At 62.1% G+C, this 25,069-nt stretch carries 27 protein-coding genes; 8 read left to right on the top strand and 19 right to left on the bottom strand.

The window, feature by feature from the left end; translation table 11 throughout:
- Positions 1-64 precede the first annotated feature (64 nt).
- Both B1722_RS23375 and B1722_RS23370 read right to left on the bottom strand, forming a co-directional pair.
- Entirely contained in the window at positions 65-598 is a 534-nt protein-coding gene (locus B1722_RS23375) for a bacterioferritin (RefSeq protein WP_003221186.1), read from the bottom strand.
- 91 nt (positions 599-689) lie between these two features.
- Complete coding sequence (locus B1722_RS23370) at positions 690-1,649, bottom strand: LysR substrate-binding domain-containing protein (protein WP_161794897.1); 960 nt, start codon at positions 1,647-1,649, stop codon at positions 690-692.
- 109 nt (positions 1,650-1,758) lie between these two features.
- Between B1722_RS23370 and B1722_RS23365 the strand changes: the two genes are divergently transcribed.
- From B1722_RS23365 to B1722_RS23355, 3 genes are all read left to right on the top strand, one after another.
- A complete protein-coding gene (locus B1722_RS23365) occupies positions 1,759-2,397 on the top strand; it encodes an FMN-dependent NADH-azoreductase (RefSeq protein ID WP_086794514.1) in 639 nt (212 codons plus the stop codon).
- A complete protein-coding gene (locus tag B1722_RS23360; protein ID WP_086794512.1) occupies positions 2,398-2,703 on the top strand; it encodes a multidrug efflux SMR transporter in 306 nt (101 codons plus the stop codon).
- 98 nt (positions 2,704-2,801) lie between these two features.
- Positions 2,802-3,692: a triacylglycerol lipase gene (locus B1722_RS23355; protein ID WP_086794510.1), complete on the top strand. Its 891-nt coding sequence runs from the start codon at positions 2,802-2,804 to the stop codon at positions 3,690-3,692.
- A 116-nt stretch (positions 3,693-3,808) separates the two neighbouring features.
- Here the strand turns inward: B1722_RS23355 and B1722_RS23350 are convergent, their stop codons facing one another.
- Positions 3,809-4,696 carry a DMT family transporter gene (locus B1722_RS23350; RefSeq protein WP_041065576.1) on the bottom strand — a complete coding sequence of 296 codons (888 nt, stop codon included), beginning with the start codon at positions 4,694-4,696 and terminating at the stop codon, positions 3,809-3,811.
- Positions 4,697-4,792: 96 nt separating this feature from the next.
- Here B1722_RS23350 and B1722_RS23345 point away from each other — a divergent pair, with 96 nt between their 5' ends.
- From B1722_RS23345 to B1722_RS23335, 3 genes are all read left to right on the top strand, one after another.
- Positions 4,793-5,587 carry a helix-turn-helix transcriptional regulator gene (locus tag B1722_RS23345; protein ID WP_041065900.1) on the top strand — a complete coding sequence of 265 codons (795 nt, stop codon included), beginning with the start codon at positions 4,793-4,795 and terminating at the stop codon, positions 5,585-5,587.
- A 63-nt stretch (positions 5,588-5,650) separates the two neighbouring features.
- On the top strand, positions 5,651-5,956 hold the full coding sequence (locus B1722_RS23340) for a PsiF family protein (protein WP_041065573.1): 306 nt from the start codon (positions 5,651-5,653) through the stop codon (positions 5,954-5,956).
- A 197-nt stretch (positions 5,957-6,153) separates the two neighbouring features.
- On the top strand, positions 6,154-7,167 hold the full coding sequence (locus tag B1722_RS23335; protein ID WP_086794508.1) for an AI-2E family transporter: 1,014 nt from the start codon (positions 6,154-6,156) through the stop codon (positions 7,165-7,167).
- Between the two features lie 132 nt (positions 7,168-7,299).
- Here the strand turns inward: B1722_RS23335 and B1722_RS23330 are convergent, their stop codons facing one another.
- Positions 7,300-8,574, bottom strand: coding sequence for an Hsp70 family protein (locus B1722_RS23330; RefSeq protein WP_047291015.1), 1,275 nt, complete (start codon positions 8,572-8,574; stop codon positions 7,300-7,302).
- A 291-nt stretch (positions 8,575-8,865) separates the two neighbouring features.
- On the opposite strand from B1722_RS23330, the gene B1722_RS23325 reads away from it, so the two are divergent.
- A complete protein-coding gene (locus B1722_RS23325; RefSeq protein ID WP_086794516.1) occupies positions 8,866-9,816 on the top strand; it encodes a DnaJ C-terminal domain-containing protein in 951 nt (316 codons plus the stop codon).
- A 23-nt stretch (positions 9,817-9,839) separates the two neighbouring features.
- Entirely contained in the window at positions 9,840-10,145 is a 306-nt protein-coding gene (locus tag B1722_RS23320) for a chaperone modulator CbpM (protein ID WP_047600625.1), read from the top strand.
- Positions 10,146-10,283: 138 nt separating this feature from the next.
- On the opposite strand, the gene B1722_RS23315 is transcribed toward B1722_RS23320, so the two are convergent.
- The 15 genes from B1722_RS23315 to B1722_RS23245 form a co-directional block, all read right to left on the bottom strand.
- The gene (locus B1722_RS23315; protein ID WP_086794506.1) at positions 10,284-11,411 is read right to left on the bottom strand and encodes a sensor histidine kinase; all 1,128 of its coding nucleotides are present in this window, start codon (positions 11,409-11,411) and stop codon (positions 10,284-10,286) included.
- Between the two features lie 147 nt (positions 11,412-11,558).
- The gene (ureC, locus tag B1722_RS23310) at positions 11,559-13,259 is read right to left on the bottom strand and encodes an urease subunit alpha (RefSeq protein ID WP_041065563.1); all 1,701 of its coding nucleotides are present in this window, start codon (positions 13,257-13,259) and stop codon (positions 11,559-11,561) included.
- 170 nt (positions 13,260-13,429) lie between these two features.
- Positions 13,430-13,738, bottom strand: a complete 309-nt coding sequence (locus B1722_RS23305; RefSeq protein WP_007966984.1) for an urease subunit beta — start codon at positions 13,736-13,738, stop codon at positions 13,430-13,432.
- Positions 13,735-14,271 carry a GNAT family N-acetyltransferase gene (locus B1722_RS23300; RefSeq protein WP_041065556.1) on the bottom strand — a complete coding sequence of 179 codons (537 nt, stop codon included), beginning with the start codon at positions 14,269-14,271 and terminating at the stop codon, positions 13,735-13,737. Before B1722_RS23300 ends, B1722_RS23305 begins: the two co-directional genes overlap by 4 nt.
- Before the next feature lie 6 nt (positions 14,272-14,277).
- Positions 14,278-14,811 carry a GNAT family N-acetyltransferase gene (locus B1722_RS23295; protein ID WP_041065554.1) on the bottom strand — a complete coding sequence of 178 codons (534 nt, stop codon included), beginning with the start codon at positions 14,809-14,811 and terminating at the stop codon, positions 14,278-14,280.
- A 9-nt stretch (positions 14,812-14,820) separates the two neighbouring features.
- Positions 14,821-15,123, bottom strand: a complete 303-nt coding sequence (ureA, locus tag B1722_RS23290) for an urease subunit gamma (RefSeq protein WP_041065549.1) — start codon at positions 15,121-15,123, stop codon at positions 14,821-14,823.
- A 225-nt stretch (positions 15,124-15,348) separates the two neighbouring features.
- A complete protein-coding gene (locus B1722_RS23285) occupies positions 15,349-16,188 on the bottom strand; it encodes an urease accessory protein UreD (RefSeq protein ID WP_086794504.1) in 840 nt (279 codons plus the stop codon).
- Positions 16,189-16,218: 30 nt separating this feature from the next.
- Positions 16,219-16,917 (bottom strand): urea ABC transporter ATP-binding subunit UrtE, encoded by a 699-nt coding sequence (gene urtE / locus B1722_RS23280; RefSeq protein ID WP_086794502.1) that lies wholly within the window; start codon positions 16,915-16,917, stop codon positions 16,219-16,221.
- A gap of 140 nt (positions 16,918-17,057) precedes the next feature.
- Positions 17,058-17,927, bottom strand: a complete 870-nt coding sequence (gene urtD, locus B1722_RS23275; RefSeq protein WP_086794501.1) for an urea ABC transporter ATP-binding protein UrtD — start codon at positions 17,925-17,927, stop codon at positions 17,058-17,060.
- Entirely contained in the window at positions 17,924-19,003 is a 1,080-nt protein-coding gene (gene urtC, locus B1722_RS23270; protein ID WP_041068203.1) for an urea ABC transporter permease subunit UrtC, read from the bottom strand. The genes urtD and urtC overlap by 4 nt, the downstream gene beginning before the upstream one ends.
- Entirely contained in the window at positions 19,003-20,505 is a 1,503-nt protein-coding gene (gene urtB / locus B1722_RS23265) for an urea ABC transporter permease subunit UrtB (protein ID WP_086794499.1), read from the bottom strand. The genes urtC and urtB overlap by 1 nt, the downstream gene beginning before the upstream one ends.
- 218 nt (positions 20,506-20,723) lie before the next feature.
- Positions 20,724-21,989 carry an urea ABC transporter substrate-binding protein gene (gene urtA, locus B1722_RS23260; RefSeq protein ID WP_027613564.1) on the bottom strand — a complete coding sequence of 422 codons (1,266 nt, stop codon included), beginning with the start codon at positions 21,987-21,989 and terminating at the stop codon, positions 20,724-20,726.
- A 315-nt stretch (positions 21,990-22,304) separates the two neighbouring features.
- On the bottom strand, positions 22,305-23,315 hold the full coding sequence (locus tag B1722_RS23255) for an iron ABC transporter permease (protein ID WP_041068196.1): 1,011 nt from the start codon (positions 23,313-23,315) through the stop codon (positions 22,305-22,307).
- Positions 23,312-24,259 carry an ABC transporter substrate-binding protein gene (locus B1722_RS23250; protein WP_086794497.1) on the bottom strand — a complete coding sequence of 316 codons (948 nt, stop codon included), beginning with the start codon at positions 24,257-24,259 and terminating at the stop codon, positions 23,312-23,314. Before B1722_RS23250 ends, B1722_RS23255 begins: the two co-directional genes overlap by 4 nt.
- Positions 24,256-25,044, bottom strand: coding sequence for an ABC transporter ATP-binding protein (locus B1722_RS23245; RefSeq protein WP_086794495.1), 789 nt, complete (start codon positions 25,042-25,044; stop codon positions 24,256-24,258). Before B1722_RS23245 ends, B1722_RS23250 begins: the two co-directional genes overlap by 4 nt.
- Between the last annotated feature and the right edge of the window lie 25 nt (positions 25,045-25,069).

Below are 25,069 nucleotides of genomic sequence, written 5' to 3'. Positions count from 1 at the left end.
TCCCACATTTGAAATAGATTCCAGTGTGGGAGCGAGCTTGCTCGCGAAGGTGGTTTTGAAAGGCTTACAGGTCTTTCAGAATGTCGGCCATGTCATCGGCGTGCTCTTCTTCCTGCGCGAGGATGTCTTCGAAGATGCGCCGAGTCGTCGGGTCTTTTTCGCCGATGTACTGAATGATCTCGCGGTAGCTGTCGATGGCGATCCGCTCGGCCACCAGGTCCTCATAGACCATTTCCTTCAAGGTGTTCCCGGCCACGTATTGGGCGTGGGACATTTTCGACAGCAGGTCCGGGTTGAACTCCGGCTCGCCGCCCAGTTGCACGATGCGCTCGGCCAGACGGTCGGCGTGTTGTGCTTCCTGGGTGGCGTGTTCGAGAAATTCGTCAGCGGCCACATTGGCTTTCAGACCGTTGGCCATGAAGTAGTGGCGCTTGTAGCGCAGCACGCAGACCAGTTCGGTGGCCAGCGATTCGTTGAGCAGGCGCAGCACCTCTTCACGGTTGGCACTGTAGCTTTCGGTTACCGCGCCGTTCTCGACGTGTTGCCGCGCACGTTCGCGCAGGGTTTTGACATCCGACAAGTGCAGGTCATCGCTCATTTCGATCTCCAGGAGGCTAATCCAATGGGCGCCACGCTCTACAGGCGTGATCGCTTACCCTGGTTGTGAGTCCTGCGCGATGCAAAAAGTTTTACGAGATTTGCGCCGTCCCCCCTTTAGGCGCTGCCGAAGGCTGCGATCTTGGCGTCAGTCCGGACAACACGGCCTCCTCCTGCAACCAGGCAAAAAACGCCCGCACCGGCGGATGGCGCTCCCGTCCCGGCACACACAGTGCGCTGTACCCGGCACCCTCAACCTGCACCTGCCCCTTGTACGGCACCAGCAACCCACTGGCGACGCTCTGCGAGACCAGAATATTGCTCGCAAGGACCAAGCCTTGCCCGGCAATTGCCGCTTGCAAGGCGTAGTGCTCTTCGTCGTATTCGCGCATTGCGGGATGCTGGTTCAGCCAGTTCTCACCTGCGCGGGCGCACCACGCTTCCCAGCCGTGGGCATACAGCTTCGAGTTGTGCCAGCGCACGCTGATCAGCGCCGGCGTGCGCCGGGCGGCCAGCGCCACCTGCTCCGGTGAGCCGTACACGCCGAACGACTCATCGAACAGGCACAAGCCGTAAAGATTGGGGTAGTCGTCAAGGCTGTAGCGCAGCACCAGATCGACGCTGGCGTCCTGATGCAAGTCGATGACTTCGCAGTGGGTATCGAGGCGCACGTTGATGTTCGGGTGCTGCGCATAAAAGCGCCCGAGGCGCGGTACCAGCCATAGCGCGGCGAAGGCGGCCGTGGTCGACAGCGTCAGGCTGCTGCCACTGCGTTGCGGGCGCAGGGTATCGACGCTTTGCGCCACTTCCAGCAGCGCGCCGTGCAGGCTGCGAAACAGCCGCTCGCCACCTTCGGTCAGGCGTACCTGACGCGGCAAACGTTCGAACAGTGCCACGCCGAGCCAGTCTTCCAGCGTACGGATCTGATGAGAGATTGCCGTGGGCGTGACCGACAGCTCTTCGGCGGCGGCCTTGAAACTCAGCAGGCGCGAAGCGGATTCGAAGGCGCGCAGGGCGGTCAGCGGTAACGAGGCGAACATTGAAAACTCCATGGATGAAATGAATTCATCCCGACTGATTTTTGCTCATTTGAATGAACGCGGTCACGCGCTTCAAGCTGCAAGCCACAAGCCGTTTGATTCTAGTCCGGAGCAAATACAGATGAGCAAAATTCTTGCAATACATGCCAGCCCACGGGGTGACCGTTCGCATTCACGGCGCCTCGCAGAAAGCTTTCTCAGCGCCTGGCAATTGCGCCATCCGCAGGCGCAGGTTACCCGCCGTGAAGTCGGGCGCACGCTGATCCCGCCAGTCAACGAAGCGTTTGTCGCTGCCGCGTTTCATCCTGAGCCCGAGGCGCGCCCACTGTCGATGCAGGCCGATCTGGCGCTCAGCGATCAATTGGTCGGCGAGTTGTTCGATCACGACCTGCTGCTGATTTCCACGCCGATGTACAACTTCAGCGTGCCCAGCGGCCTCAAGGCCTGGGTCGATCAGATCGTGCGCCTGGGCCTGACGTTCGACCACAGCCTCGACAACGGCGTGGCCCAGTACACCCCGCTGCTGCAGGGCAAGAAAGCGTTGATTGTCACCAGTCGCGGCGGGTTTGGTTTCGGCCCCGGCGGTGAACTGGAAGCACTGAACCACGCCGATCCGTGGTTGCGCACCGCGCTGGGCTTTATCGGCATCAACGACGTCACGGTGGTCGCGGCCGAGGGTGAAGAGTCGGCCGAGCGCACCTTCGCCGTGTCAGTGGCCGAGGCCGAGCAGCGTTTGCTCGACCTCGCCCGGGGGTTCTAGATGGCCTGGCTGTTCCTGCTGATCGCCGCCGGCTTCGAGGTGACTTTCGCCATGGGCATGAAGTACGCCGAAGGCTTCACCCGCCTGTGGCCGTCGCTGATCACGGTGCTCGCGGCGATTGGCGGGATTTACTTCCTGACCCTGGCCCTGCGCGAGTTGCCGGTGAGCATTGCCTACCCGATCTGGACGTCGATCGGCTCGCTGGGCACGGTGTTTCTCGGTTTTGCCCTGCTCGGCGAGAGCCTGACCCTGGTCAAACTGCTGTCAGTGGGGCTGATTGTGGCGGGGGTGGTGGGCCTGAAGTAGGCTGAGGGTCCAGTTGTCATCATCATGGAATCATGGAGGAGGCTTGGCGGGTGTCTTGCACGTCAGGCCTCCACTCACGACCACAAGGATGTTTGCCCATGTCACAAGGTACGGCGACACGTTATCCACTGGTGCTGGTGCCGGGCATGCTCGGGTTTATCCGGCTGCTGCTGTATCCGTACTGGTACGGGATCATCAAGGCGTTGCGCCGTGGCGGGGCCACAGTGATTGCGGTACAGGTGTCGCCGCTCAACTCCACCGAGGTGCGCGGCGAGCAACTGCTGGCGCGGATCGACGAGATTCTGCGCGAGACCGGCGCCGCCAGGGTCAATCTGTTCGGCCACAGCCAGGGCTCGTTGACCGCCCGTTATGCCGCCGCCAAACGGCCGGATCTGGTCGCTTCGGTCACGTCGGTGGCCGGGCCCAATCACGGTTCGGAACTGGCCGACTATCTGCAGCAACACTACCCGGCGAACACTGCCAAGGGTCGTCTGCTCGAAGCGCTGCTGCGTGTTGTCGGCTGGCTGATGGCATTGCTGGAAACCGGTTACCACGGGCCGAAACTGCCGGTGGACATTCACGCTTCGCATCAGTCGCTGACCAGCGAGGGCGTGGCGCTGTTCAATCAGCGTTATCCACAGGGCTTGCCCGAAACCTGGGGCGGGCACGGGCCGGAAGAGGTCAACGGCGTGCGTTATTACTCGTGGTCGGGCACATTGCAGCCGGGCAAGACTGACCGCGGTGGCAACCTGTTCGACGGCACCAACCGCAGCTGCCGGTTGTTCGCGAAAACCTTCGTGCGTGAGCCGGGGCAGTGTGACGGGATGGTCGGGCGCTACAGCTCGCACCTGGGCACGGTGATTGGCGACGACTATCCGCTGGATCACTTCGATATCGTCAACCAGTCGCTGGGGCTGGTGGGCAAGGGCGCGGATCCGGTGCGGTTGTTTGTCGAGCATGCGGCGCGGCTGAAGGCAGCCGGGCTTTAACCTGCTTTTGTGGCGAGGGAGCTTGCTCCCGCTGGACTGCGCAGCAGGCCCCGGCTTTTAAAAAAGGGGCCGCTTCGCGCCCCAGCGGGAGCAAGCTCCCTCGCCACAGGAATTTGTCAGGCAACGCTGATCCGGCGGCCCAACACGGTGGTCCAGCGTTCGGAAAGAATCACCCCACCCAACGTCAACACCCCACCCACCAGGTGATACATCGCCAGCTCTTCCTTCAACACCACCGCTGCAATCAGCGCGGTAATCAGCGGCAGCAGGTTAAAGAACAACGTGGTCCGGCTCGGCCCCAGACGCTGCACCGCCTGCATCCACGCCAGCGGCGCAAGCATTGACGCCAGCAGGCACGCATACAGCACCAGCGGAATGTTTTGCGCGGTGAAACCGGTTTTCGGTGAAGCGGCGTACAGCGGAAACAGCACCACAATCGCCACCAGCACCTGCAGGTACAGCAACACCAGCGGCGGCAAACGTAGCTGCCATTTTTTCAGCAGGGTGCTGTAGATCGCGTAGGCGAGGGTGGCGATCAGCATCATCGCGTCACCCAGATTTACCCCGTGCTGCAGCAAGGCGCCGAGGCTGCCGGACGACACCACCACCAGCACGCCGGCGAACGACAGCACCGCGCCGAACAGTGCGCCGGCGGTCAGGCGCTGACCGAGGCTGATGATCGCCATGGCCAGCGACATCAGCGGCATCAGCGACAGGATGATGCCCATGTTGGTCGCGCTGGTCAGGGTCGCGGCGAAGTAGGCCAGGCTTTGATAGACCGCCATGCCCAGCACACCGAGAACGAAGATCTTGCCCAGATTCGGGCGGATTTGCGGCCAGTGGACGATCACCGCTTTGAGCATGAACGGGGTGAACAGCAGGCCGGCGAGCAGCCAGCGGTAGAAACCGATCTCGGCGGGGAAGATCGCCCCGACCGCCAGTTTGTTGATCACGGTATTGCCGGCCCAGATTAAAATCGCCAGCAGGGGAAACGCGTATTGCATGAGTTAAAACCAGAACGTTGATGAACCGTGATTATCCCCTGTCTGGATGCAGCCCTATACTGCGAACCGGACAACCTGCCTCTGCAACCGGACAGCATGAACAGTAAACACATCGATCTGCTGGATTTCAGCGAATTGCCGTCAGCGGTGTACTTCCGCTACGCCGACTTCAACACCCATGAATACGCCGCGCCGCACCGCCATCCGTGGGGCACGCTGGAGTACGCGGCCCATGGCGTGCTGCACATGGACGTCGACGGCAGCCGCTTCATGTCGCCGCCGCAGTACGCGGTGTGGGTGCCGCCGCAGATCGAGCACAGTTTCTACAGCCATCAACCGGTCAACTACCGCGCGGTATGCCTCGATCCGAAGGTCTGCGCCAATTTGCCGGAGCGCGCCTGCACGCTGGCGATCAGCGACATCCTCAAGGCGATTCTCAAGGACTTCGCCGCCCGCGACGTGAAGATCCCCGAACTCGACGCCGACCAACGTCTGGCCCAGGTGCTGGTCGATCAACTGCAACAGGCGCCGGTCCATGAATGTTATCTGCCGTACGCGAGCCATCCCGGGTTGCTGGCGATTCTCGATGCATTGCAGGCCGATCCCGGCAATAACCAGCCGCTGGCGCACTGGGCGGCGCAGGTACACGTCAGCGAGCGCACGCTGGCCCGGCAGTTCGTGCGCGAGTTGGGCATGAGTTTCGGCGAATGGCGTCAGCGCCTGCGTTACCTGGCTGCCATCGAGGCACTGGAAAGCACGAAGAGCGTGCAGGAGATCGCCTTCGATCTCGGCTACAGCAGTGGCTCGGCCTTCATCGCCATGTTTGCCCGTCAGGCCGGTTGTACCCCGGAACAGTATCGGCGCAGCCACCTGGAAGGCAGGAAGGTGTAACAAGATTTGGCTACACTTCAGCGGAGGCCGCATCCATCGATGCGGCGACAAGGAGAAAACTCCATGAAGATGTTGCGTGTGCCTTTGTTGATGATCGGTCTGCTCCTGTGTTCCCAGGGTTTCGCCGCCACGGCGCAACAGAACAAAATGACCACCTGCAATGCCGACGCTACCGCCAAGAACCTCAAGGGCGATGAGCGCAAGACTTTCATGAGCACTTGCCTCAAGGCCGCTCCGGCCGCCAATGACGCCAAAGTGCTGACCCCGCAGCAGGAAAAAATGAAGACCTGCAACGCCGACGCGAAAACCAAGGCCCTGACCGGTGATGCGCGCAAGACCTTCATGAGTGATTGTCTGAAGAAAAAGTAAGCACTTGAGTCTTGTGGTGAGCGGGCTGGCCTCTTCGCGAGCAAGCTCGCTCCCACAGGAGTGCGCATTCCAATGTGGGAGCGAGCTTGCTCGCGAAGGGGCTATTGAGCGCGACAATAGCCCCTGCATATCCCTAGTGCTCTCCCCGGATCGCTGGCAGACTGCCAATCCTTTTACGCCGTTCGTTTTGAGGCTGTATGCCAACGTTTTCTGAGCGTCATGTTGTGTTTTGGGTCAGTTGCATCATTATTTTTGGCGGCTTGCTGCTGGCATTGCCGCTGCGCTTGTTGCCCAGCCTGCTGGCCGGTCTGCTGGTGTTCGAGCTGGTCAACATGCTCACCCCGCAACTGCAACGATTGATCGAAGGCCGGCGTGCGCGCTGGCTGGCGGTGGCGCTGCTGGGCACCTTGGTGGTCAGTGTGCTGGCGCTGATCTTTGCCGGTGCTATCAGTTTCCTGCTGCACGAAGCGGAAAACCCGGGCGCCTCGCTCGACAAATTCATGGGCGTGGTCGATCGCGCGCGCGGGCAACTGCCGCCGTTTCTCGATGCCTACCTGCCGGCCAGCGCTGCGGAGTTTCGCGTGGCCATCGGCGAATGGGCGAGCAAGCACCTGTCCGAGCTGCAACTGGTGGGCAAGGACGCGGCGCACATGTTTGTCACCCTGCTGATCGGCATGGTCCTCGGTGCAATCATTGCCCTGCAGCGGATACCGGATGTGACCAAGCGCAAGCCGCTGGCCGCCGCCCTGTTTGATCGCCTGCACCTGCTGGTGCAAGCCTTCCGCAACATTGTCTTCGCGCAGATCAAGATTTCCCTGCTGAACACCTTCTTCACCGCGATCTTCCTCGCGGTGATCCTGCCGCTGTTCGGCATCAAGCTGCCACTGACCAAGACCCTGATCGTCCTGACCTTCCTGCTCGGCCTGCTGCCGGTGATCGGCAACCTGATGTCGAACACGCTGATCACCATCGTCGGCCTGTCGCTGTCGATCTGGGTGGCGGTGGCGGCGCTGGGTTACCTGATTTTTATCCACAAGCTCGAATACTTCCTCAACGCGCGCATTGTCGGCGGGCAGATCAGTGCCAAGTCGTGGGAGTTGCTGCTGGCGATGCTGGTGTTCGAAGCCGCGTTCGGCCTGCCGGGGGTGGTGGCGGGGCCGATTTATTACGCGTACCTGAAGAGTGAGTTGAAGCTGGGCGGGATGGTTTGATTTGATAACTGTGTTGCCTTAGCTGACGCCATCGCTGGCGAGCCAGCTCCCACAGGATTGATACCGCTTTCGAAAGCGGCGCAGAACCTGTGGGAGCTGGCTTGCCAGCGATGGGCGCAACGCGGTCTTGGATCAGTTCATGGCGCCGTAACGCTTCATCGCCTCGATCGCCAGACCGCTGCCAATGCTGCCAAAGATATTCCCTTCCACATGTCGCGCATTCGGCAGCATCGCCGAGACGCTGTTGCGCAGCGCCGGAATGCCGCTGGAGCCGCCAGTGAAGAACACCGTATCGACCTGACCCACCGAGACGTTGGCATCGTTCAACAGCTGCGTGACGCTGCCGCGCACGCGCTCAAGCAGCGCGTCGATCGACGATTCGAACAGGGCGCGGCTCAGTTCCACGCTCAGGCCCGGCTCAATGCGGTCCAGGGGTACGTGGCGGCTGTCGGTGTGGGTCAGCTGAATCTTGGTTTCTTCCACTTCCATCGCCAGCCAGTGCCCGGCGCGCTGTTCGATCAGCTTGAACAGGCGATCAATGCCGCCAGTGTCTTCAATGTCGTAGCGCATGCTGCCCAGCGCCAGGGTGGATTTCTGCGAGTACACCGAGTTGATGGTGTGCCAGGTCGCCAGGTTCATGTGGTGACTGGTGGGCATGTAGGCGCCGCTCTTCATCCGGCTGCCGTAGCCGAACAACGGCATCAGGCCTTGCAGGCTCAGCTGTTTGTCGAAGTCGGTCCCGCCGATGTGCACGCCGCCGGTGGCGAGGATGTCATCGTGGCGGTTGTCCATGCCGCGACGCTCGGGCGACAGACGTACCAGCGAGAAGTCCGAGGTACCACCGCCGATGTCGACGATCAGCACCAGCTCTTCTTTTTCGATGGTCGACTCGTAGTCGAATGCTGCAGCGATCGGTTCGTACTGGAACGACACGTCCTTGAAACCAAGCTTGCGTGCCACTTCGACCAGGGTGTCTTCGGCTTCCTGGTCAGCCAGCGGGTCGTCATCGACGAAAAACACCGGGCGCCCCAGCACCACTTGTTCGAACTCGCGACCGGCGGCCGTTTCGGCGCGGCTCTTGAGCTGGCCGATGAACAGCCCCAACAGATCCTTGAACGGCATCGCCGTGCCGAGCACGCTGGTGTCGTGCTTGATCAGCTTGGAACCCAGCAGGCTCTTGAGCGAGCGCATCAGCCGGCCTTCGTAGCCTTCCAGGTACTCGTGCAGCGCCAGGCGACCGTACACCGGGCGGCGTTCTTCGATGTTGAAGAAGACCACCGACGGCAGGGTGATCTTGTCGTCTTCCAGCGCGATCATCGTTTCCATGCCGGGGCGCAGCCAGCCGACGGTGGAGTTGGAGGTGCCGAAGTCGATACCGCAGGCACGGGCTGGAGAGGCGTTGTTCATGTCTTTCGGGTTCCGGTCAAAAAACGGCCGCGCAGTGTATGTCAGTGCGCGGCAGATTCGAAGGCCGGTCATCTGCTATTTCACGACTAAGCTTCTTGAAAGTCGCAGCTTCGCCCCAAACTTGCTGGCATGGGCCGGCAGACATACCGGCGGTCGCAAGAACCGTCGTCCACTGCCGATAAACTTCTGCTGCGCCACCCGGTCACAAAGTTGAGATCGGTCAACCCGGCACGTGCGAATGAGCGCATGCTGGTCTCGGCGCGAAATCGATAACGGATGGTGATTCCTTCGATGGACTTCAAAGACTATTACAAGATACTCGGCGTGGAGCCGACAGCGGACGACAAGGCGATCAAGGCTGCCTATCGCAAGCTGGCGCGCAAATACCACCCCGATGTCAGCAAGGAAAAAGACGCCGAGGCCAAGTTCAAGGACGCCTCGGAAGCCTATGAAGCGCTGAAAAGCGCCGACAAGCGCGCCGAGTACGACGACCTGCGCCGTTATGGCCAGCATGGTCAGCCGTTCCAGGGCCCGCCGGGCTGGCAGAGCCGTGGTGGCTTTGGCGGCGGCGGTGGCGACACCGGCGACTTCTCGGACTTCTTCAGTTCGATCTTCGGCAATCGCGGCGCCGGTTTCGGTGGCGGCGAAGGTCGGCAACAACGCAGTGCAGGACGGCGGGGACAAGACGTGGAAATGGAACTGCCGATTTTCCTGGAAGAGACGCTGTCGAACGAGTCGAAGAAGGTCAGCTTTCAGGTCCCGCAGTACAACGCCAACGGTCAGCACGTCAGCAACACCAGCAAAAGCCTGAACGTGAAGATCCCCGCGGGTGTGACCGACGGCGAGCGCATCCGCCTCAAGGGGCAGGGCGCGCCGGGCATCGGTGGCGGCGCCAATGGCGATCTGTACCTGACCATTCGCTTTGCGCCGCACCCGAAATTCGATGTCGAAGGCGACAATTTGATCATCACCTTGCCATTGGCACCGTGGGAGCTGGCGCTGGGCACCGAGGTGGCCGTGCCGACCCTGACCGGCAAGATCAACCTCAAGGTTCCGGCCGGCAGCCAGAACGGCCAGCGCATGCGCGCCAAGGGCCATGGTCTGAAAAACAAGGCCGGTGAGCGCGGTTACCTGTTCGTGCAGCTCAAGGCTGTGATGCCGAAAACCTCGGACGACGAGGTCAAGGCGCTGTGGCAGGAACTGGCGAAGAAAGCCGCGTTCAACCCACGCGAGAACTTCTGAACCCGACGACGGAGTAGCCCATCATGAGCAGCCCCCTGATCGTTCAACTGGACATGGCAGAATTCTGTGAGGCGGCCGATCTGTCGGACGTCTACGTGATCGAAATCGTCGAACACGGCATCCTCGAACCTCAGGGCGCGCAGCCCCGGGAATGGCGGTTCACCGACTACGAGCTGAGCCTGGCCAAACGCGCCGCGAAGTTGCGGCGCGAGCTGGAGCTGGAGTGGGATGGGGTCGCGCTGGCCCTGAATCTGCTGGAGGAGGTGCACGAGTTGCGGGCGGAGAACCGGATGCTCAGGCAGCGATTGGGGCGGCTGGTGGTCGAATAGGTTTTCCGTGGTATTGGCCGGCCTCATCGCTGGCAAGCCAGCTCCCACAAGGAACTATGTCGTACACAAAGTTTGTATTCGACGCCGAACCTGTGGGAGCTGGCTTGCCAGCGATGAATTTACCGCAGATTTTCTTGCTTAAACCTTTCTCGGCAACACCACACTGAACAGCGTCCCGTCAGCCTCGCTCGAGCTGACGTCGATCGTCCCGCCATGGGCGCTCACCACTTCCTTGACGATGAACAAGCCCAACCCGAGGCTGGTCGACGGCTGCCCGAGTTCTTCGTCGGCGCTGCGCACCAGCGGGTCGAAAATCGTGCCGATTGCCTCTTCGGAAATCGGTGTGCCGTAGTTGTGCACCGACAGGTACACGTTGTCGCCCTCGCCACGCAGATCAAGGGTCACGTCGCGTTGGCTGGTGCCGTGCTGCAAGGCGTTGCCGATCAGGTTTTGCAGGAGCTGGTCGATTCGCCCGGCGTCCCACACCCCACGGGTGTCGCCGTGCACCGTGAGCTTCGGATCGGATAGCGGATTACCGGCGCAGGCTTCGGCAATCGCCGCTCGCGCCGCAACGGCCAGGTCCATCGCTGCCGGCTCGATCGGCAGGCTACGGCCGAGGCGACTGCGCACCAGCTCCAGCAGGTCGCTGACCATCGCCGCCATGTGCCGCGCACCGCGCTTGATGTGCAAGGCACAGGCCAGCGCATCGCCCTCGAGGCTGGATTTGCGCAGCAGCAGTTCGGTGGACATGCTCACCGCCTGTAGCGGCGCGCGCAGGTCATGGCCGAGAATGGCGAGGAAAATGTCCCGCGAGCGATTGACCTGCTCGGCGTAGGCCGCGGTGGATTCGGCGAGGGCTTCGTCGATGGCTTCGTTGAAGCGGATCATGTCCTGGAAATAGGTCATGTCCGGCGATTCAAGGCTGTTGACCCACAAGCGGATCACGCAGGCACGCAAATGGCGGAATTCACTGGTCATCTGCACCAGGTCAAAACCGACGGTGTGGCGCAGTTCGCCATGGCTGGCGCCGGCCTCGTCCAGGCTCGGGGTCTTTTCCGGGCCCTCGCCCTTGGCTTTGGCAGCCTGTTCGGCGGGGCTCTGTGGCTTGCTCATGTCACGGGCGGCGGCCCGCAGAATCTCGCTGGCGTGATCGCGCAGCGCAGTGGAATCCAGATGGTCGGCCGCCGGCGTGATGGTCGCGGCGAACTGCTCCCATTCATCGACGATAGGCTCGATGTTGGCCAAGATGAACTCGGAAAGACGCATGGGCAGTTCCTGAAAAAAGGCGGAGCGAATCGAATATTAGCCCCTTTGGCGGGAAATACACGACCGTTTGCACATAGGTTTTCCTGCCCCATGAAAAAGGCCCCCGGCCGGTGCGCAAGATGCGGGTCGGGGGCCTTTTGCCGTGTGTCAGAACAGGAAGTAACGCTGAGCCATCGGCAAGGTTTCCGCCGGTTCACACCACAGCAGCACACCGTCGGCCTTGACCTGATAGGTCTGCGGATCGACGTCGATGTTCGGCAGGTAATCGTTGTGGATCAGGTCGGTTTTCTGCACATCGCGGCAGCCTTTGACCACGGCGATTTTCTTCTTCAGGCCCAATGCCTCGGGCAGCCCGGCCTCCTGTGCGGCCTGGCTGATGAAGGTCAGGCTGGTGGCGTGCAGCGAGCCGCCGTAGCTGGCGAACATCGGGCGGTAGTGCACCGGTTGCGGGGTTGGGATCGACGCGTTGGCGTCGCCCATCAGGCTCGCAGCGATGGCGCCGCCCTTGAGGATCAGCGTCGGTTTCACGCCGAAAAACGCCGGACGCCAGAGCACCAGATCGGCCCACTTGCCGACCTCCACCGAGCCCACCTCATGGCTGATGCCGTGGGTGATCGCCGGGTTGATCGTGTATTTGGCGATGTAGCGCTTGGCGCGGAAGTTGTCGTTGCCTGCGCCGTCCTGGGGCAGCGGGCCGCGCTGCTTTTTCATCTTGTCGGCGGTCTGCCAGGTGCGCGTGATGACTTCGCCGACACGGCCCATGGCCTGGCTGTCGGAGCTGATCATCGAGAACGCACCGAGGTCGTGGAGGATGTCTTCGGCGGCAATCGTCTCGCGGCGGATACGGCTTTCGGCGAACGCCACGTCCTCGGCAATGCTTGGGTCGAGGTGGTGGCAGACCATCAGCATGTCGAGGTGTTCGTCGATGGTGTTGCGGGTGAACGGCCGGGTCGGGTTGGTCGAGCTCGGCAGCACGTTAGGGAAACCGCAGGCCTTGATGATGTCCGGCGCGTGGCCGCCACCGGCACCTTCGGTGTGATAGGTGTGGATGGTGCGGCCCTTGAACGCGCCCAAGGTGGTTTCGACGAAGCCGGATTCGTTGAGGGTGTCGGTGTGGATCGCCACTTGTACGTCGTACTGGTCGGCGACGCTCAAGCAATTGTCGATGCTCGCCGGGGTGGTGCCCCAGTCTTCGTGCAGTTTGAGGCCGATGGCCCCGGCCTTGACTTGCTCGATCAACGGCTCCGGCAGGCTGGCGTTGCCCTTGCCGGTGAGGCCGATGTTCATCGGGAACGCGTCGGCGGCCTGCAGCATCCGCGCCAGGTGCCACGGCCCGGAGGTGCAGGTGGTGGCGTTGGTGCCGGTCGCCGGCCCGGTGCCGCCGCCGATCATGGTGGTGACGCCGCTCATCAGCGCTTCTTCGATCTGCTGCGGGCAGATGAAGTGGATGTGCGTGTCGATGCCGCCGGCGGTGAGGATCATGCCTTCGCCGGCGATCACTTCGGTGCTGGCGCCGATGGCGATGGTCACGTTCGGTTGCACGTCCGGGTTACCGGCCTTGCCGATAGCAGCGATGCGCCCGTCCTTGAGACCGACGTCGGCTTTGACGATGCCCCAGTGGTCGATGATCAACGCATTGGTGATCAGCGTGTCGACCACTTCGGCAGCGAGCAACTGGCTCTGGCCCTGGCCGTCACGGATGACTTTGCCGCCGCCGAACTTCACTTCTTCGCCGTAGGTGGTGAAGTCTTTTTCGACTTCGATCCACAACTCGGTGTCCGCCAGGCGCACCTTGTCGCCGACGGTGGGACCGAACATGTCGGCGTAGGCTTGCCGGGAAATCTTCATTTCAATTCCTTGCAAAAATTTATTGTGGCGAGGGAGCTTGCTCCCGCTGGGCTGCGCAGCAGCCCCAAAACCTGCCAATGATTTCTTTCACACATACCGCGTTCCCCGGGTTGGCAAGTGCTACGCACTCGAGCGGGAGCAAGCTCCCTCGCCACAGGATTGTGCGCATGTCAGTCGAGATCACCCATCACCCGCCCGGCAAAGCCGAACACCCGCCGATGCCCGGCGTACTCCACCAGCTCGACCTCACGGCTTTGCCCCGGCTCGAAGCGCACGGCGGTGCCTGCGGGGATGTTCAGGCGCATGCCACGGCTGGCGGCGCGGTCAAAGGTCAGCGCATCGTTGGTTTCGAAAAAGTGATAGTGCGAACCGACCTGAATCGGTCGGTCGCCGCTGTTGGCGACTTTCAGGCTGAGGGTGCGGCGGCCGACATTCAGTTCGATGTCGCCGGGCTGGATCTGGTACTGGCCGGGAATCATGGCCGGGCTCCTTGCAGAATCTTGTAGTAGAGGGCAGTCGGGCGATAGGTACCGTGCGGGTCGCAGGCGTAATCGGGAATTTCACCGGCACGGGTGTAACCCAGGGCCTTGTAGAACTCTTCGGCGGGCGAGCCAGCCTCGGTGTCGAGGTAGAGCATGCCGCGCTTGTGTTTGGCCGCTTCGATCTCCAGCGCATTCATCAACTGCTGGCCGAGACCGCGTCGCCGTGCCTGTTCGCGCACCAGCAGCTTCTGCACTTCGGCGCGATTGAGGCCGTTGGCCTTCTGGCACAGGCCCAACTGCACGCTGGCCTGCACCTCTTCATCCTTGACCACCACCCAGAGCAACACGCTGCCCTTGTTCACGTGTTGCTGCACTTCATCGAAATAGGCGCGTGCCTGCGCGGCATCGAGATCGGCCATGAAGCCGACGCTGGCGCCATAACCCACGGCGTCGAGCAGCAGATCAATCAGGCCCTGACGATAGTGCGCAAAACTTTCCGCATTGACGCGTCGCAGTTGGGCGGGGTTCATCGCGTGTCACTCCTTGTTGGCGACCGGCGGCTGGGCGCCAGGATTGAGGGTCAGTTGCATGAAAGTCAGGTCGAGCCAGCGGCCGAACTTGGTGCCGACTTGCGGCATCTGTCCGGTGATGCTGAAACCGGCGCGTTCATGCAGACGAATGGAAGCGGCATTGCCACTTTCGATGGCGGCGACCATCACATGCTTGTCGCAGGCTTTGGCCCGCTCGATCAAAGCCGTCATCAGTTGCGGGCCAAGGCCATTGCCGCGCTGGTCGCTTCGGACGTAGACCGAGTGCTCGACGGTATGGCGGAAACCGTCGAACGGCCGCCAGTCGCCAAAGGAAGCGTAGCCGAGCACCACGTTGTCGGCGTCGACGATCACCAGAATCGGATAGGCCTGGGCCTGACGGGCGCTGAACCACGCCTGGCGGTTGCCGAGGTCGACCGCCGACTCGTTCCAGATCGCCGTGGTGTTGAGCACCGCGTCGTTGTAGATGTCACGGATCGCCGGCAGGTCGGCGTGCAGGGCATCGCGAATGGTGTAGGTCATGGCGAGTCCTCAAACGATCGGTTGGTGGACGGTGACCAGTTTGGTGCCGTCGGGGAACGTCGCTTCGACCTGGATCTCCGGGATCATTTCCGGAATGCCTTCCATCACTTGCTCGCGGCCCAACAGGGTGGTGCCGTAGTGCATCAGCTCGGCCACGGTCTGGCCGTCACGGGCGCCTTCGAGCAGGGCGGCCGAGATATAGGCCATGGCTTCCGGGTAGTTGAGCTTAACGCCACGGGCCAGTCGGCGTTCGGCGACGAGGCCGGCGGTGAAGATCAGCAACTTGTCTTTTTCGCGTGGGGTCAGGTCCATTGCGGGTATCCATCAGGGCAGTTTTGTGAGGTTCTTGCGGGCGTGGGGGCCAGTTAGAGCCATCCCTCACCCTAGCCCTCTCCCGGAGGGAGAGGGGACTGATCTCGGTCGTTTGTCGAGGCCGGTCCAGTCAGTCAATATTTTTCGAGAATGCAAATTTCCTTCCAGACAACCTGGTCAGGCTCCTTCTCCCTCCGGGAGAGGGCGGGGGGTGAGGGTGGCTTTTCAAGTGCTCCAGATTCTCGGTGATACCGCCTCGCGGCCGAGCAGGGCCGGGCGCAGCAGGCGCCACAGGTCGATCAGCCAGGCGCGGGCCAGCAGTGCCTCGCTCGCCAGGCAACGGGCAACCAAAAGCCCCGGCAACTGGGTCAGATCACCGCGCACTGCATGCCCCAGCGAGCGACACCGCTCCAGCAGTTCGGCGTCGATTTCACCGGTCACCAGCAGCGTCGCAAACACCGGATTGCCATCCAGACCGATCGGCGAATCGAGCAAGCCGTCATTGCCGGTGATGCGTTGACGCTCGTGCCAGAGCAATCGCCCGTCGCGGCGGATGTCCAGATGCGCTTGAAAGTGTCCGAGGTCGAAGCGCTCGCCACTGGCCGGTCGGCCCAGCGCCACCACGTCCCAGTAGAACAGCCGCGCATCGCCCTCCAGTTCGATCAAGGTGGTGAGTTCAGCCTGAGCGGCGCTGTAGACGATGGTTTCCTGCGGCAGCCACTCCAGCGTCGCGCCGGCCGCGACTTGCAGATCGAGCTGTTGATACGCCGGCCCTGCCGCGCGATACCACTTGGCGGCGCCGGGGCTGGTGATCTGCGCCCAGGCGTCTGCTTCGACGCGGGCGCTGATGTTCAGCCGGTCACCGCCGGCGATCCCGCCCGGCGGGTGGACGATGATGTGTTGGCAGACCTCGGGGCCTTCGGCGTACAGGTGCTTCTGCACCCGCAGCGGTCCCAGATGCCGGCGCTTGACCGGGCGCGTGCAGTCACCGAAGCGGGCGTAGGCCAGTTCCAGCTCGGCGTGCCAGCTCGGGGTAAACAGGGCAGTGGGAAGCGGTAAGTTCATGGTTTGTGATTATCGTTAGGAAGCTACAGATTAAATTGTTACCAGACCTCGTACACCCTCGGCCTCCATATTTTCACCGCGACCCTGCTGCACGATTTCGCCCCGGGACATCACCAGGTACTGATCGGCCAGCTCCGCAGCGAAATCGTAGAACTGCTCCACCAGCAAAATCGCCATGTCGCCTCGGGCCGCGAGCTTTTTGATCACCGCGCCGATCTCCTTGATCACCGAGGGCTGGATGCCTTCGGTGGGTTCGTCGAGGATCAGCAAACGCGGACGACTGGCCAGGGCGCGACCGATAGCCAGCTGCTGTTGCTGACCGCCGGACAGGTCACCGCCGCGGCGCTGCTTCATTTGTAGCAGCACCGGGAACAATTCGTAGATGAAACTTGGTACTTCTTTCGCTTCGCTGCCGGGAAACCGCGACAAACCCATCAGCAGATTCTCTTCCACCGTGAGCCGGCCGAAGATTTCCCGGCCCTGTGGCACATAGGCGATCCCGGCGTGCACGCGCTGGTGCGGCTTGAGCGTGGTGATCGGTTTGCCCTCCCAATTCACCACGCCTTCCTTGGCCGGCAACAGGCCCATCAGGCATTTGAGCAGGGTGGTCTTGCCCACGCCGTTGCGCCCGAGCAGGCAGGTGACTTCGCCGACTTTTACGTCGAATGAGAGGCCACGAAGGATGTGGCTACCGCCGTAGTACTGATGCAGCTTGTCGACTTGCAGCATGTTCAAATTCCTTCTGTTGCACACAGAACCCTGTGGGAGCTGGCTTGCCAGCGATGGCGGTGTGTCAATCAACTTCAATGTTGGATAGACCGCCTTCATCGCTGGCAAGCCAGCTCCCACAGGTTTTGTATTCGCAATCATCAGCGGCCGAGGTAGACCTCGATCACCCGCTCGTTTTCCTGCACCTGTTCCAGCGACCCTTCCGCCAGCACGCTGCCCTGATGCAGCACCGTCACATGGTCGGCAATCGAGCCGACGAAGCCCATGTCGTGCTCTACCACCATCAGCGAATGCTTGCCGGCCAGCGACTTGAACAGCTCGGCGGTGAATTCGGTTTCGGCATCGGTCATGCCCGCCACCGGTTCGTCGAGCAGCAGCAGTTGCGGGTCTTGCATCAGCAGCATGCCGATCTCCAGAAACTGCTTCTGCCCGTGTGACAGCAGGCCCGCCGGGCGATTGACCGAGGTAGTCAGGCGGATGGTCTCCAGCACTTCGCTGATGCGATCGCGCTGCTCACCGCTCAAGCGTGCGCGCAAACTGGCCCAGACCGACTTGTCGGTTTTCTGCGCCAGTTCCAGGTTCTCGAACACGCTGAGCGCTTCGAACACTGTGGGTTTCTGGAACTTGCGACCGATGCCGGCCTGGGCAATCTGTACTTCGCTCATCTGCGTCAGGTCGAGGGTTTCGCCGAACCAGGCTTTGCCGTGACTGGGGCGGGTCTTGCCGGTGATCACGTCCATCAGCGTGGTCTTGCCCGCGCCGTTGGGGCCGATGATGCAGCGTAGTTCGCCGACGCCGATGTACAGGTTCAGATTGTTCAGCGCGCGAAAGCCGTCGAAGCTGACGCTGATATCTTCCAGGGTCAGGATCGTGCCGTGGCGGGTGTCGAGGCCCGGGCCGACGCGTTGGCCGAGGCCGATCGAGTCGCGGCTGGTGCCTTCGTCCTTGTTCGGTTCTACTGGGAAAAACGCCGGTTCGAGCATGAATTCAGCACTCGCTGTGACTCTCATTGTTCACCTCGTTTCTTCAGCAGGCCGATCACACCTTTGGGCAAATACAACGTCACGACGATGAACAGCGCGCCGAGGAAGAACAGCCAGTATTCGGGGAACGCCACGGTGAACCAGCTCTTCATGCCGTTGACCACACCGGCGCCGAGCAGCGGCCCGATCAAGGTTCCGCGTCCGCCAAGGGCGACCCACACCGCCGCTTCGATCGAATTGGTCGGCGACATTTCGCTGGGGTTGATGATCCCCACCTGCGGCACGTACAACGCCCCGGCCAGACCGCACAGCACCGCGCTCAAGACCCAGACAAACAGCTTGAAACCGCGTGGGTCGTAGCCGCAGAACATCAGGCGGTTTTCCGCATCGCGCAGCGCGGTCAGCACCCGGCCGAACTTGCTCTGCGCCAGACGCCAGCCGATGAACAGACTCGCCACCAGCAACAGCACGGTGGCCAGAAACAGCACCGCGCGGGTGCCCGGTTCAGTGATGCCGAAGCCGAGAATCGTGCGGAAGTTGGTGAAGCCGTTGTTACCGCCGAAGCCGGTCTCGTTGCGGAAAAACAGGAGCATGCCGGCGAAAGTCAGGGCCTGGGTCATGATCGAGAAATACACGCCCTTGATCCGCGAGCGGAAGGCAAAGAAACCGAACACCAGCGCCAGCAGACCTGGCGCCAGCACCACCAGACACATCGACCAGATAAAACTGCTGGTGCCGCTCCAGTACCACGGCAATTCGGTCCACGACAGAAAGGTCATGAACGCCGGCAAGCCGTCACCGGCGGCCTGGCGCATCAGGTACATGCCCATCGCATAACCGCCGAGGGCGAAGAACAGCCCGTGGCCCAGCGACAGCAGCCCGGCGTAACCCCAGACCAGATCCAGCGCCAGCGCAACGATGGCGTAGCAGAGGATTTTGCCAACCAGCGTCAGGGTGTAGGCCGAGACGTGCAGCGCGCTGTCCGCTGGCAACAATGAGAGCAACGGCAGGGCGATCAACAGAGCGAGGATCACCGCGCCGATGGCGAGGGTGAGTTTCGGGCCGGCTTTTTGCGTGGCCGTGACAAGTAGAGGCTGATTCATCAGTCGATCACCCGTCCTTTCAGTGCGAAGAGGCCTTGCGGACGTTTCTGGATGAACAGAATGATCAGCGCGAGGATCAGGATCTTGCCGAGCACCGCACCGATCTGCGGTTCGAGAATCTTGTTGGCGATGCCCAGGCCGAACGCCGCCAGTACGCTGCCGGCGAGTTGGCCGACGCCACCGAGCACCACCACCAGGAACGAGTCGATGATGTAGCTCTGGCCGAGGTCCGGGCCGACGTTGCCGATCTGGCTCAGCGCCACGCCACCGAGGCCGGCGATGCCCGAGCCGAGGCCAAAGGCGAGCATGTCGACGCGCCCGGTGGGCACGCCGCAGCAGGCGGCCATGTTGCGGTTCTGCGTGACCGCTCGCACGTTGAGACCGAGGCGGGTCTTGTTCAGCAGCAGCCAGGTCAGCACCACCACGAACAAGGCGAAGGCGATGATCACGATGCGGTTGTACGGCAGCACCAGATTCGGCAGCACCTGAATGCCGCCGGACAGCCACGCCGGGTTCGCCACTTCAACGTTCTGCGCACCGAACAGCAGGCGCACCAACTGGATCAGCATCAGGCTGATGCCCCAAGTGGCGAGCAGGGTTTCCAGCGGTCGGCCGTAGAGATGACGAATCACCGTGCGCTCTAGCGCCATGCCGATTGCTGCGGTGACGAAGAACGCTACAGGCAACGCAATCAGTGGATAGAACTCGATCGCCTGTGGCGCGTAGCGCTGGAACAGCAACTGCACCACGTAGGTCGAGTAGGCGCCGAGCATCAGCATCTCGCCGTGGGCCATGTTGATCACCCCGAGCAGGCCGAAGGTGATCGCCAGACCGAGGGCCGCGAGCAGCAGAATCGAGCCGAGCGACATGCCGCTGAACGCTTGACCGAGTACTTCGCCGATCAGCAGTTTGCGCTTGACCTGCGCGAGGCTGGTTTCGGCGGCGGTACGTACACCGGCATCGCTTTCGACGCCGGGTTCGAGCAGTCCTTCCAAGCGGGTGCGGGCCAGCGGATCGCCGGTTTCGCCGAGCAGGCGCACGGCGGCCAGACGCACCGCCGGGTCGCTGTCCACCAGTTGCAGGTTGGCCAGCGCAAGGCTCAGGGCGGCGTGGACGCTTTCATCTTTTTCGCCAGCCAGTTGCTGGTCGAGGAATTTCAGCTGCGCGGGTTTCGCGCTTTTCTGCAATTGCTGCGCGGCAGTCAGACGGGTTTTGGCGTCGGCGGCGAGCAATTGGTGGCTGGCCAGAGCGGTGTCGATCAGACCCCGCAGGCGGTTATTCAGGCGCAGGGTTTTGGGCTGGCCGTCGATGATCAATTCGCCTTGTTGCAGGGCGTTGATCAGCTCGACACGCGCCGGCTCGGGCTGCGCGGCCCAGGCTTCCAGCAGTTTGGCCTGTTGCACCGGGTTGGCGGCGACGAAGTCTTCGGCGTCGTTGGCAAAGGCAGTCATCGGCAACAGCAGTGCCAGGGCCAGAAATAAGCGGTATATGGCAGTGGGCATTAGTGGTGTCCTGTTCAACCGCCCCTCACCCTAACCCTCTCCCGGAGGGAGAGGGGACTGACCGAGGTGTCAGGACGATGTGTTGCGACCTGCGAATTCGAGCCGAGCTCACACTTTGAAAAGCACGAAGATCGGCTCCCTTTCCCCCTCTACCCCTAGGGGGAGAGGGCTGGGGTGAGGGGGTAGATCTCAAGCCCGCCTCAAAGATTGAATCCGCCTCAGTTGCTCTTCACCGCATAATCCGGTTTCTTGTCGTTGCCATCGATAAACGGACTCCACGGCTGCGCACGGATCGGGCCTTCGGTCTGCCACACGACGTTGAACTGACCGTCGTTCTGGATCTCGCCGATCATCACTGGCTTGTGCAGGTGGTGATTGGTCTTGTCCATGGTCAGGGTGTAACCGGACGGCGCGGCGAAGGTCTGGCCAGCCAGTGCTTCGCGGACTTTGTCGACGTCGGTGGACTTGGCTTTCTCCGCCGCCTGCGCCCACATGTGGATGCCGACGTAAGTGGCTTCCATCGGGTCGTTGGTCACCGCTTTGTCGGCGCCCGGCAGGTTGTGTTTCTTGGCGTAAGCCTTCCAGTCAGCGACGAACTTTTTGTTCACCGGGTTCTCCACGGACTCGAAGTAGTTCCACGCCGCGAGGTTGCCCACCAGCGGTTTGGTGTCGATGCCGCGCAGTTCTTCTTCACCCACGGAGAACGCCACCACCGGTACGTCGGTCGCCTTCAGCCCCTGGTTGGCCAGCTCTTTATAGAACGGCACGTTGGAGTCGCCGTTGACCGTGGAGATCACAGCGGTCTTGCCGCCGGCGGAGAATTTCTTGATGTTGGCGACGATGGTTTGATAGTCGCTGTGACCGAACGGGGTGTAGACCTCTTCGATGTCCTTGTCGGCCACGCCTTTGGAGTGCAGGAACGAGCGCAGGATCTTGTTGGTGGTGCGCGGGTAGACGTAGTCGGTGCCGAGCAGGAAGAAGCGCTTGGCGCTGCCACCTTCTTCGCTCATCAGGTATTCAACGGCCGGGATGGCTTGCTGGTTCGGCGCGGCGCCGGTGTAAAACACGTTCGGCGACATCTCTTCGCCTTCGTATTGCACCGGATAGAACAGCAGGCCGTTGAGTTCTTCGAACACCGGCAGCACCGATTTGCGCGACACCGAGGTCCAGCAGCCGAACACCACCGCGACCTTGTCCTGAGTCAGCAACTGCCGGCCTTTCTCGGCGAACAGCGGCCAGTTCGACGCCGGGTCGACCACCACCGGTTCGAGCATCTTGCCGTTCACCCCGCCCTTGGCATTGATCTCGTCGATGGTCATCAGCGCCATGTCCTTGAGCGACGTTTCGGAAATCGCCATGGTCCCGGACAACGAATGCAGAATCCCCACCTTGATGGTCTCGGCGGCCTGGACAGTCCAGGTCATGCCCATCGCGGCAATGGATGCCGTGAGTGTGAAAGCCTTGATCAAACTGCGACGCTTCATTGTGCGATCTCCATGAACGTTAAAGTTTTTTATGGTTGGCAGATGCGGACGACTGAAGGGTGTTTTGCAAGGGCTGTGCCCGGTCGGGATCGGGCAGGAAAATGTCGGTTTAGAGCGGTTGCGCGTGGGCGGTGCGCACCATGAAGGGACGCGGAGAGAGCGTTGGTGCAGGCGGCCGCGCCAGATTGGGGCGCCCACAATTCCTGTAGGAGCTGCCGAAGGCTGCGATCTTTTGACTTTGATTTTCAATGATCAAAAGCAAGATCAAGAGATCGCAGCCTGCGGCAGCTCCTACAGTTTTTGATCGGTGTTGTGTCAGCGGCGGCGCATCAGGCCGATGAAGAACAGGCCGCCGATGGCCGCGGTGGCAACGCCGATGGGCAGGTCTTCCGGCGCGATCAGGGTTCGCGCGGCCACATCGACCCACACCAGAAACAGGCTGCCGAGCAGTACGCAGGCCGGCAGCAGACGGCGATGTTCGGCACCCACCAGACGCCGGGCAATGTGCGGCACCATCAGTCCGACAAAGCCGATCGAGCCACTGATCGACACCAGCACTCCGGTCATCAACGAGGCGATCACAAACACCCGCAAACGCACCGCCCGGGCATTCAGGCCGAGGGTCACGGCGGTCTGCTCGCCAGCCATCAGTGCGTTCAACGGGCGGGCCATGCCCAGCAGCAGACCGAGGCCGAGCAGCACGCTCAGCGCGGGTATCGCCAGCAGCTCCCAACGCGCCAGGCCAAGGCCGCCGAGCATCCAGAACATCACCGCCGAGCTGGCGCGATGGTCGCCCATGAACAACAGCAGGTTGGCGATCGCCATCATCACGAACGACACCGCCACGCCGCACAGCAGCAAGCGGTCGCTGTCGAGTCGACCCTGCCGATTGGCGATGCCCAATACCAGAAACATGCTCAGCAATGCACCCATGAAGGCGGCAATCGGCAAGGTCAACAGGCCAACGATTTCACCAATGTGCAGCACCACGATCACTGCGCCGAGGGTCGCACCGGAGGTGACGCCGAGCAGGTGCGGATCGGCCAGTGGATTACGCGTCACTGCTTGCAGCACCGCGCCGATCAACGCCAGCCCGGCACCGACCAACGCCCCGAGCAGCATGCGCGGCACGCGGATCAGCCAGACGATGTGCTCCTGCCCGGCGCTCCAGCTCACCTCGCCGAAACCGAAGGTCTTGTGCAGCAGAATCCGCCACACCACCTCCACTGGCACCCGCGCCGGACCAAAACCGAGCGAGACCACGCACGACACCAGCAACAGGGCACCGAGGGCGGTGAGCAAAAGGGCGTAGCGCCGGTCGATCATTCGCCGTGGAATCCTTTGGCCAGGGTTTCCACCGCCAGCACGTTATCGATGCCCGGTGTGGCCTGCACGTAAGGGATGACGATGAAACGCTGGTTCTTGATCGCGTCCACCGATTGCAGCGCCGGGTTGTTCAGCAGAAATTCGATCTTCTGCTCGGCAGTGATTTCGCTGTAGTCGACGATCACGATCACCTGCGGATTGCGTTCGACCACGGTCTCCCAGTTGACCCGGGTCCAGCTCGCGTCGACGTCATCGAGAATGTTGCGCCCACCCGCCGCGTCGATCAGCGCCTGCGGCATGCCGAGACGCCCGGAAGTCATGGCGCGGTCCTCGCCGCTGTCGTAGAGGAACACGCGCGGCTTGTCGGCGGGCAGGTCTCTGCGGATCTCGGCGACTTGATTCTGCATGTCGGCGATCAGTGCGTTGGCGCGATCCTGTACGTCGAAAATCTTCCCGAGATTGCGCAGGTCGTTGTAGGTGTCATCCAGCGTCGCCGCCGGGCGCTTCATCACGAAGGCGCAGGACTCGGTCAGCTCATACACGTTGATGCCCAGCGGTTGCAGGGTCTGCGGGGTGAGATCACCGCCGACGCGCATGCCGTAATCCCAGCCGGCGAAGAAAAAGTCGACGTTGGCGTTGAGCAGGGTTTCCACCGACGGATATTTCGCGGCCAGCTCCGGCAAGCCGTCGAGCAGCGACTGCATCTGGGGCGTCACCGACTTCCAGCCGCTGACGCCGCTGTAGCCGGCCATGCGCGGTTTGAGGCCGAGGGCGAGCATCATCTGAGTCATGTTGATGTCGTGGCTGACCGCGTGCTTCGGCGCCTCGTTGAAGGTCACTTCGCGGTTGCAGCTATGGACGGTCAGCGGGTATTTGGTGGCTTCGGCCAAGGCCTGGGCACTGCACAATAGAAGAGCGACGCAAAGCAGGGAACGCACAGTCATGGTCGGGTTATCCAGGTGATTCGCGGGTAGCCGTGGAGGGGGTGGGAGTCGATCAACGCCTCGACGCCGAACACGTCGCGCAGCAACTCGGTGGTCAGTACTTCTGGCGGCGTGCCGCTGGCGACGATCCGGCCGTGATTGATCACGTACAGCCGGTCGCAGAACGCGGCGGCCAGGTTCAGGTCGTGGATGCTGGCGAGGGTGCCGATCTGCAGACGTTTGACCAGTTGCAGCAGTTCGAGCTGATAACGCGGGTCGAGGTGGTTGGTCGGCTCGTCGAGGATCAACAGTTGCGGTTGCTGGGTCAGGGCGCGGGCAAGGATCACCCGCTGCTTCTCACCGCCGGACAGGGTGGCGAACGCGTGGTCTTCGAAGCCGTCGAGGCCGACGGATTTGAGCGCTTGCGTCGCCAGATTGCGATCTTCCAGCGTGTCGCCATCGAACAGGCCTTTGTGCGGCGTGCGACCCATGGCGACCACTTCTTCGACGGTCAGGCCAAAGGCATCGGGGAATTCCTGCAGAACCACGGCGATGCGTTGTGCGCACCAGCGCGAGGATTGCTTCCACACGTTGTGGTGATCGAGTCTGACCTCGCCGCTTTCCGGCTGACTGAAGCGATAGGCGCAGCGCAGCAGGCTGGTCTTGCCGCTGCCGTTGGGGCCGATCAGCCCGACAAACTCACCGGCGGCCACCTGCAACGAGGCATCACGCAGCTGGAACTGGTGATGGCAGTGGCCGTGGCCCAGAGGTGTCCAGGCAAGGTTGGCGAGGGTCAGTGAGGTCATGCTTTTACTCTGAAATATCGGGTGT

It is taken from the genome of Pseudomonas sp. SCPG-7 (assembly GCF_002156405.1).
Lineage (GTDB): Bacteria > Pseudomonadota > Gammaproteobacteria > Pseudomonadales > Pseudomonadaceae > Aquipseudomonas > Aquipseudomonas parakoreensis.
Note: the sequence above shows the minus strand (reverse complement) of the source record. Positions and strands in the feature narration are given on the sequence as shown.

Excerpts from the sequence above, each read along its gene's own strand:
- urtE (WP_086794502.1), bottom strand. The coding sequence starts at position 16,917 with ATGCTGCAAGTCGACAAGCTGCATCAGTACTACGGCGGTAGCCACATC.
- B1722_RS23355 (WP_086794510.1), top strand. The coding sequence starts at position 2,802 with ATGTCACAAGGTACGGCGACACGTTATCCACTGGTGCTGGTGCCGGGC.
- B1722_RS23365 (WP_086794514.1), top strand. The coding sequence starts at position 1,759 with ATGAGCAAAATTCTTGCAATACATGCCAGCCCACGGGGTGACCGTTCG.
- ureC (WP_041065563.1), bottom strand. The coding sequence starts at position 13,259 with ATGAAGATTTCCCGGCAAGCCTACGCCGACATGTTCGGTCCCACCGTC.
- urtA (WP_027613564.1), bottom strand. The coding sequence starts at position 21,989 with ATGAAGCGTCGCAGTTTGATCAAGGCTTTCACACTCACGGCATCCATT.
- B1722_RS23285 (WP_086794504.1), bottom strand. The coding sequence starts at position 16,188 with ATGAACTTACCGCTTCCCACTGCCCTGTTTACCCCGAGCTGGCACGCC.
- B1722_RS23375 (WP_003221186.1), bottom strand. The coding sequence starts at position 598 with ATGAGCGATGACCTGCACTTGTCGGATGTCAAAACCCTGCGCGAACGT.
- B1722_RS23325 (WP_086794516.1), top strand. The coding sequence starts at position 8,866 with ATGGACTTCAAAGACTATTACAAGATACTCGGCGTGGAGCCGACAGCG.
- B1722_RS23315 (WP_086794506.1), bottom strand. The coding sequence starts at position 11,411 with ATGCGTCTTTCCGAGTTCATCTTGGCCAACATCGAGCCTATCGTCGAT.
- B1722_RS23295 (WP_041065554.1), bottom strand. The coding sequence starts at position 14,811 with ATGACCTACACCATTCGCGATGCCCTGCACGCCGACCTGCCGGCGATC.
- B1722_RS23330 (WP_047291015.1), bottom strand. The coding sequence starts at position 8,574 with ATGAACAACGCCTCTCCAGCCCGTGCCTGCGGTATCGACTTCGGCACC.
- urtC (WP_041068203.1), bottom strand. The coding sequence starts at position 19,003 with ATGAATCAGCCTCTACTTGTCACGGCCACGCAAAAAGCCGGCCCGAAA.
- B1722_RS23335 (WP_086794508.1), top strand. The coding sequence starts at position 6,154 with ATGCCAACGTTTTCTGAGCGTCATGTTGTGTTTTGGGTCAGTTGCATC.
- B1722_RS23250 (WP_086794497.1), bottom strand. The coding sequence starts at position 24,259 with ATGACTGTGCGTTCCCTGCTTTGCGTCGCTCTTCTATTGTGCAGTGCC.
- urtD (WP_086794501.1), bottom strand. The coding sequence starts at position 17,927 with ATGAGAGTCACAGCGAGTGCTGAATTCATGCTCGAACCGGCGTTTTTC.
- B1722_RS23300 (WP_041065556.1), bottom strand. The coding sequence starts at position 14,271 with ATGAACCCCGCCCAACTGCGACGCGTCAATGCGGAAAGTTTTGCGCAC.
- B1722_RS23340 (WP_041065573.1), top strand. The coding sequence starts at position 5,651 with ATGAAGATGTTGCGTGTGCCTTTGTTGATGATCGGTCTGCTCCTGTGT.
- B1722_RS23320 (WP_047600625.1), top strand. The coding sequence starts at position 9,840 with ATGAGCAGCCCCCTGATCGTTCAACTGGACATGGCAGAATTCTGTGAG.
- B1722_RS23245 (WP_086794495.1), bottom strand. The coding sequence starts at position 25,044 with ATGACCTCACTGACCCTCGCCAACCTTGCCTGGACACCTCTGGGCCAC.
- B1722_RS23350 (WP_041065576.1), bottom strand. The coding sequence starts at position 4,696 with ATGCAATACGCGTTTCCCCTGCTGGCGATTTTAATCTGGGCCGGCAAT.
- B1722_RS23360 (WP_086794512.1), top strand. The coding sequence starts at position 2,398 with ATGGCCTGGCTGTTCCTGCTGATCGCCGCCGGCTTCGAGGTGACTTTC.
- B1722_RS23255 (WP_041068196.1), bottom strand. The coding sequence starts at position 23,315 with ATGATCGACCGGCGCTACGCCCTTTTGCTCACCGCCCTCGGTGCCCTG.
- urtB (WP_086794499.1), bottom strand. The coding sequence starts at position 20,505 with ATGCCCACTGCCATATACCGCTTATTTCTGGCCCTGGCACTGCTGTTG.
- B1722_RS23345 (WP_041065900.1), top strand. The coding sequence starts at position 4,793 with ATGAACAGTAAACACATCGATCTGCTGGATTTCAGCGAATTGCCGTCA.
- B1722_RS23370 (WP_161794897.1), bottom strand. The coding sequence starts at position 1,649 with ATGGAGTTTTCAATGTTCGCCTCGTTACCGCTGACCGCCCTGCGCGCC.
- B1722_RS23305 (WP_007966984.1), bottom strand. The coding sequence starts at position 13,738 with ATGATTCCCGGCCAGTACCAGATCCAGCCCGGCGACATCGAACTGAAT.
- ureA (WP_041065549.1), bottom strand. The coding sequence starts at position 15,123 with ATGGACCTGACCCCACGCGAAAAAGACAAGTTGCTGATCTTCACCGCC.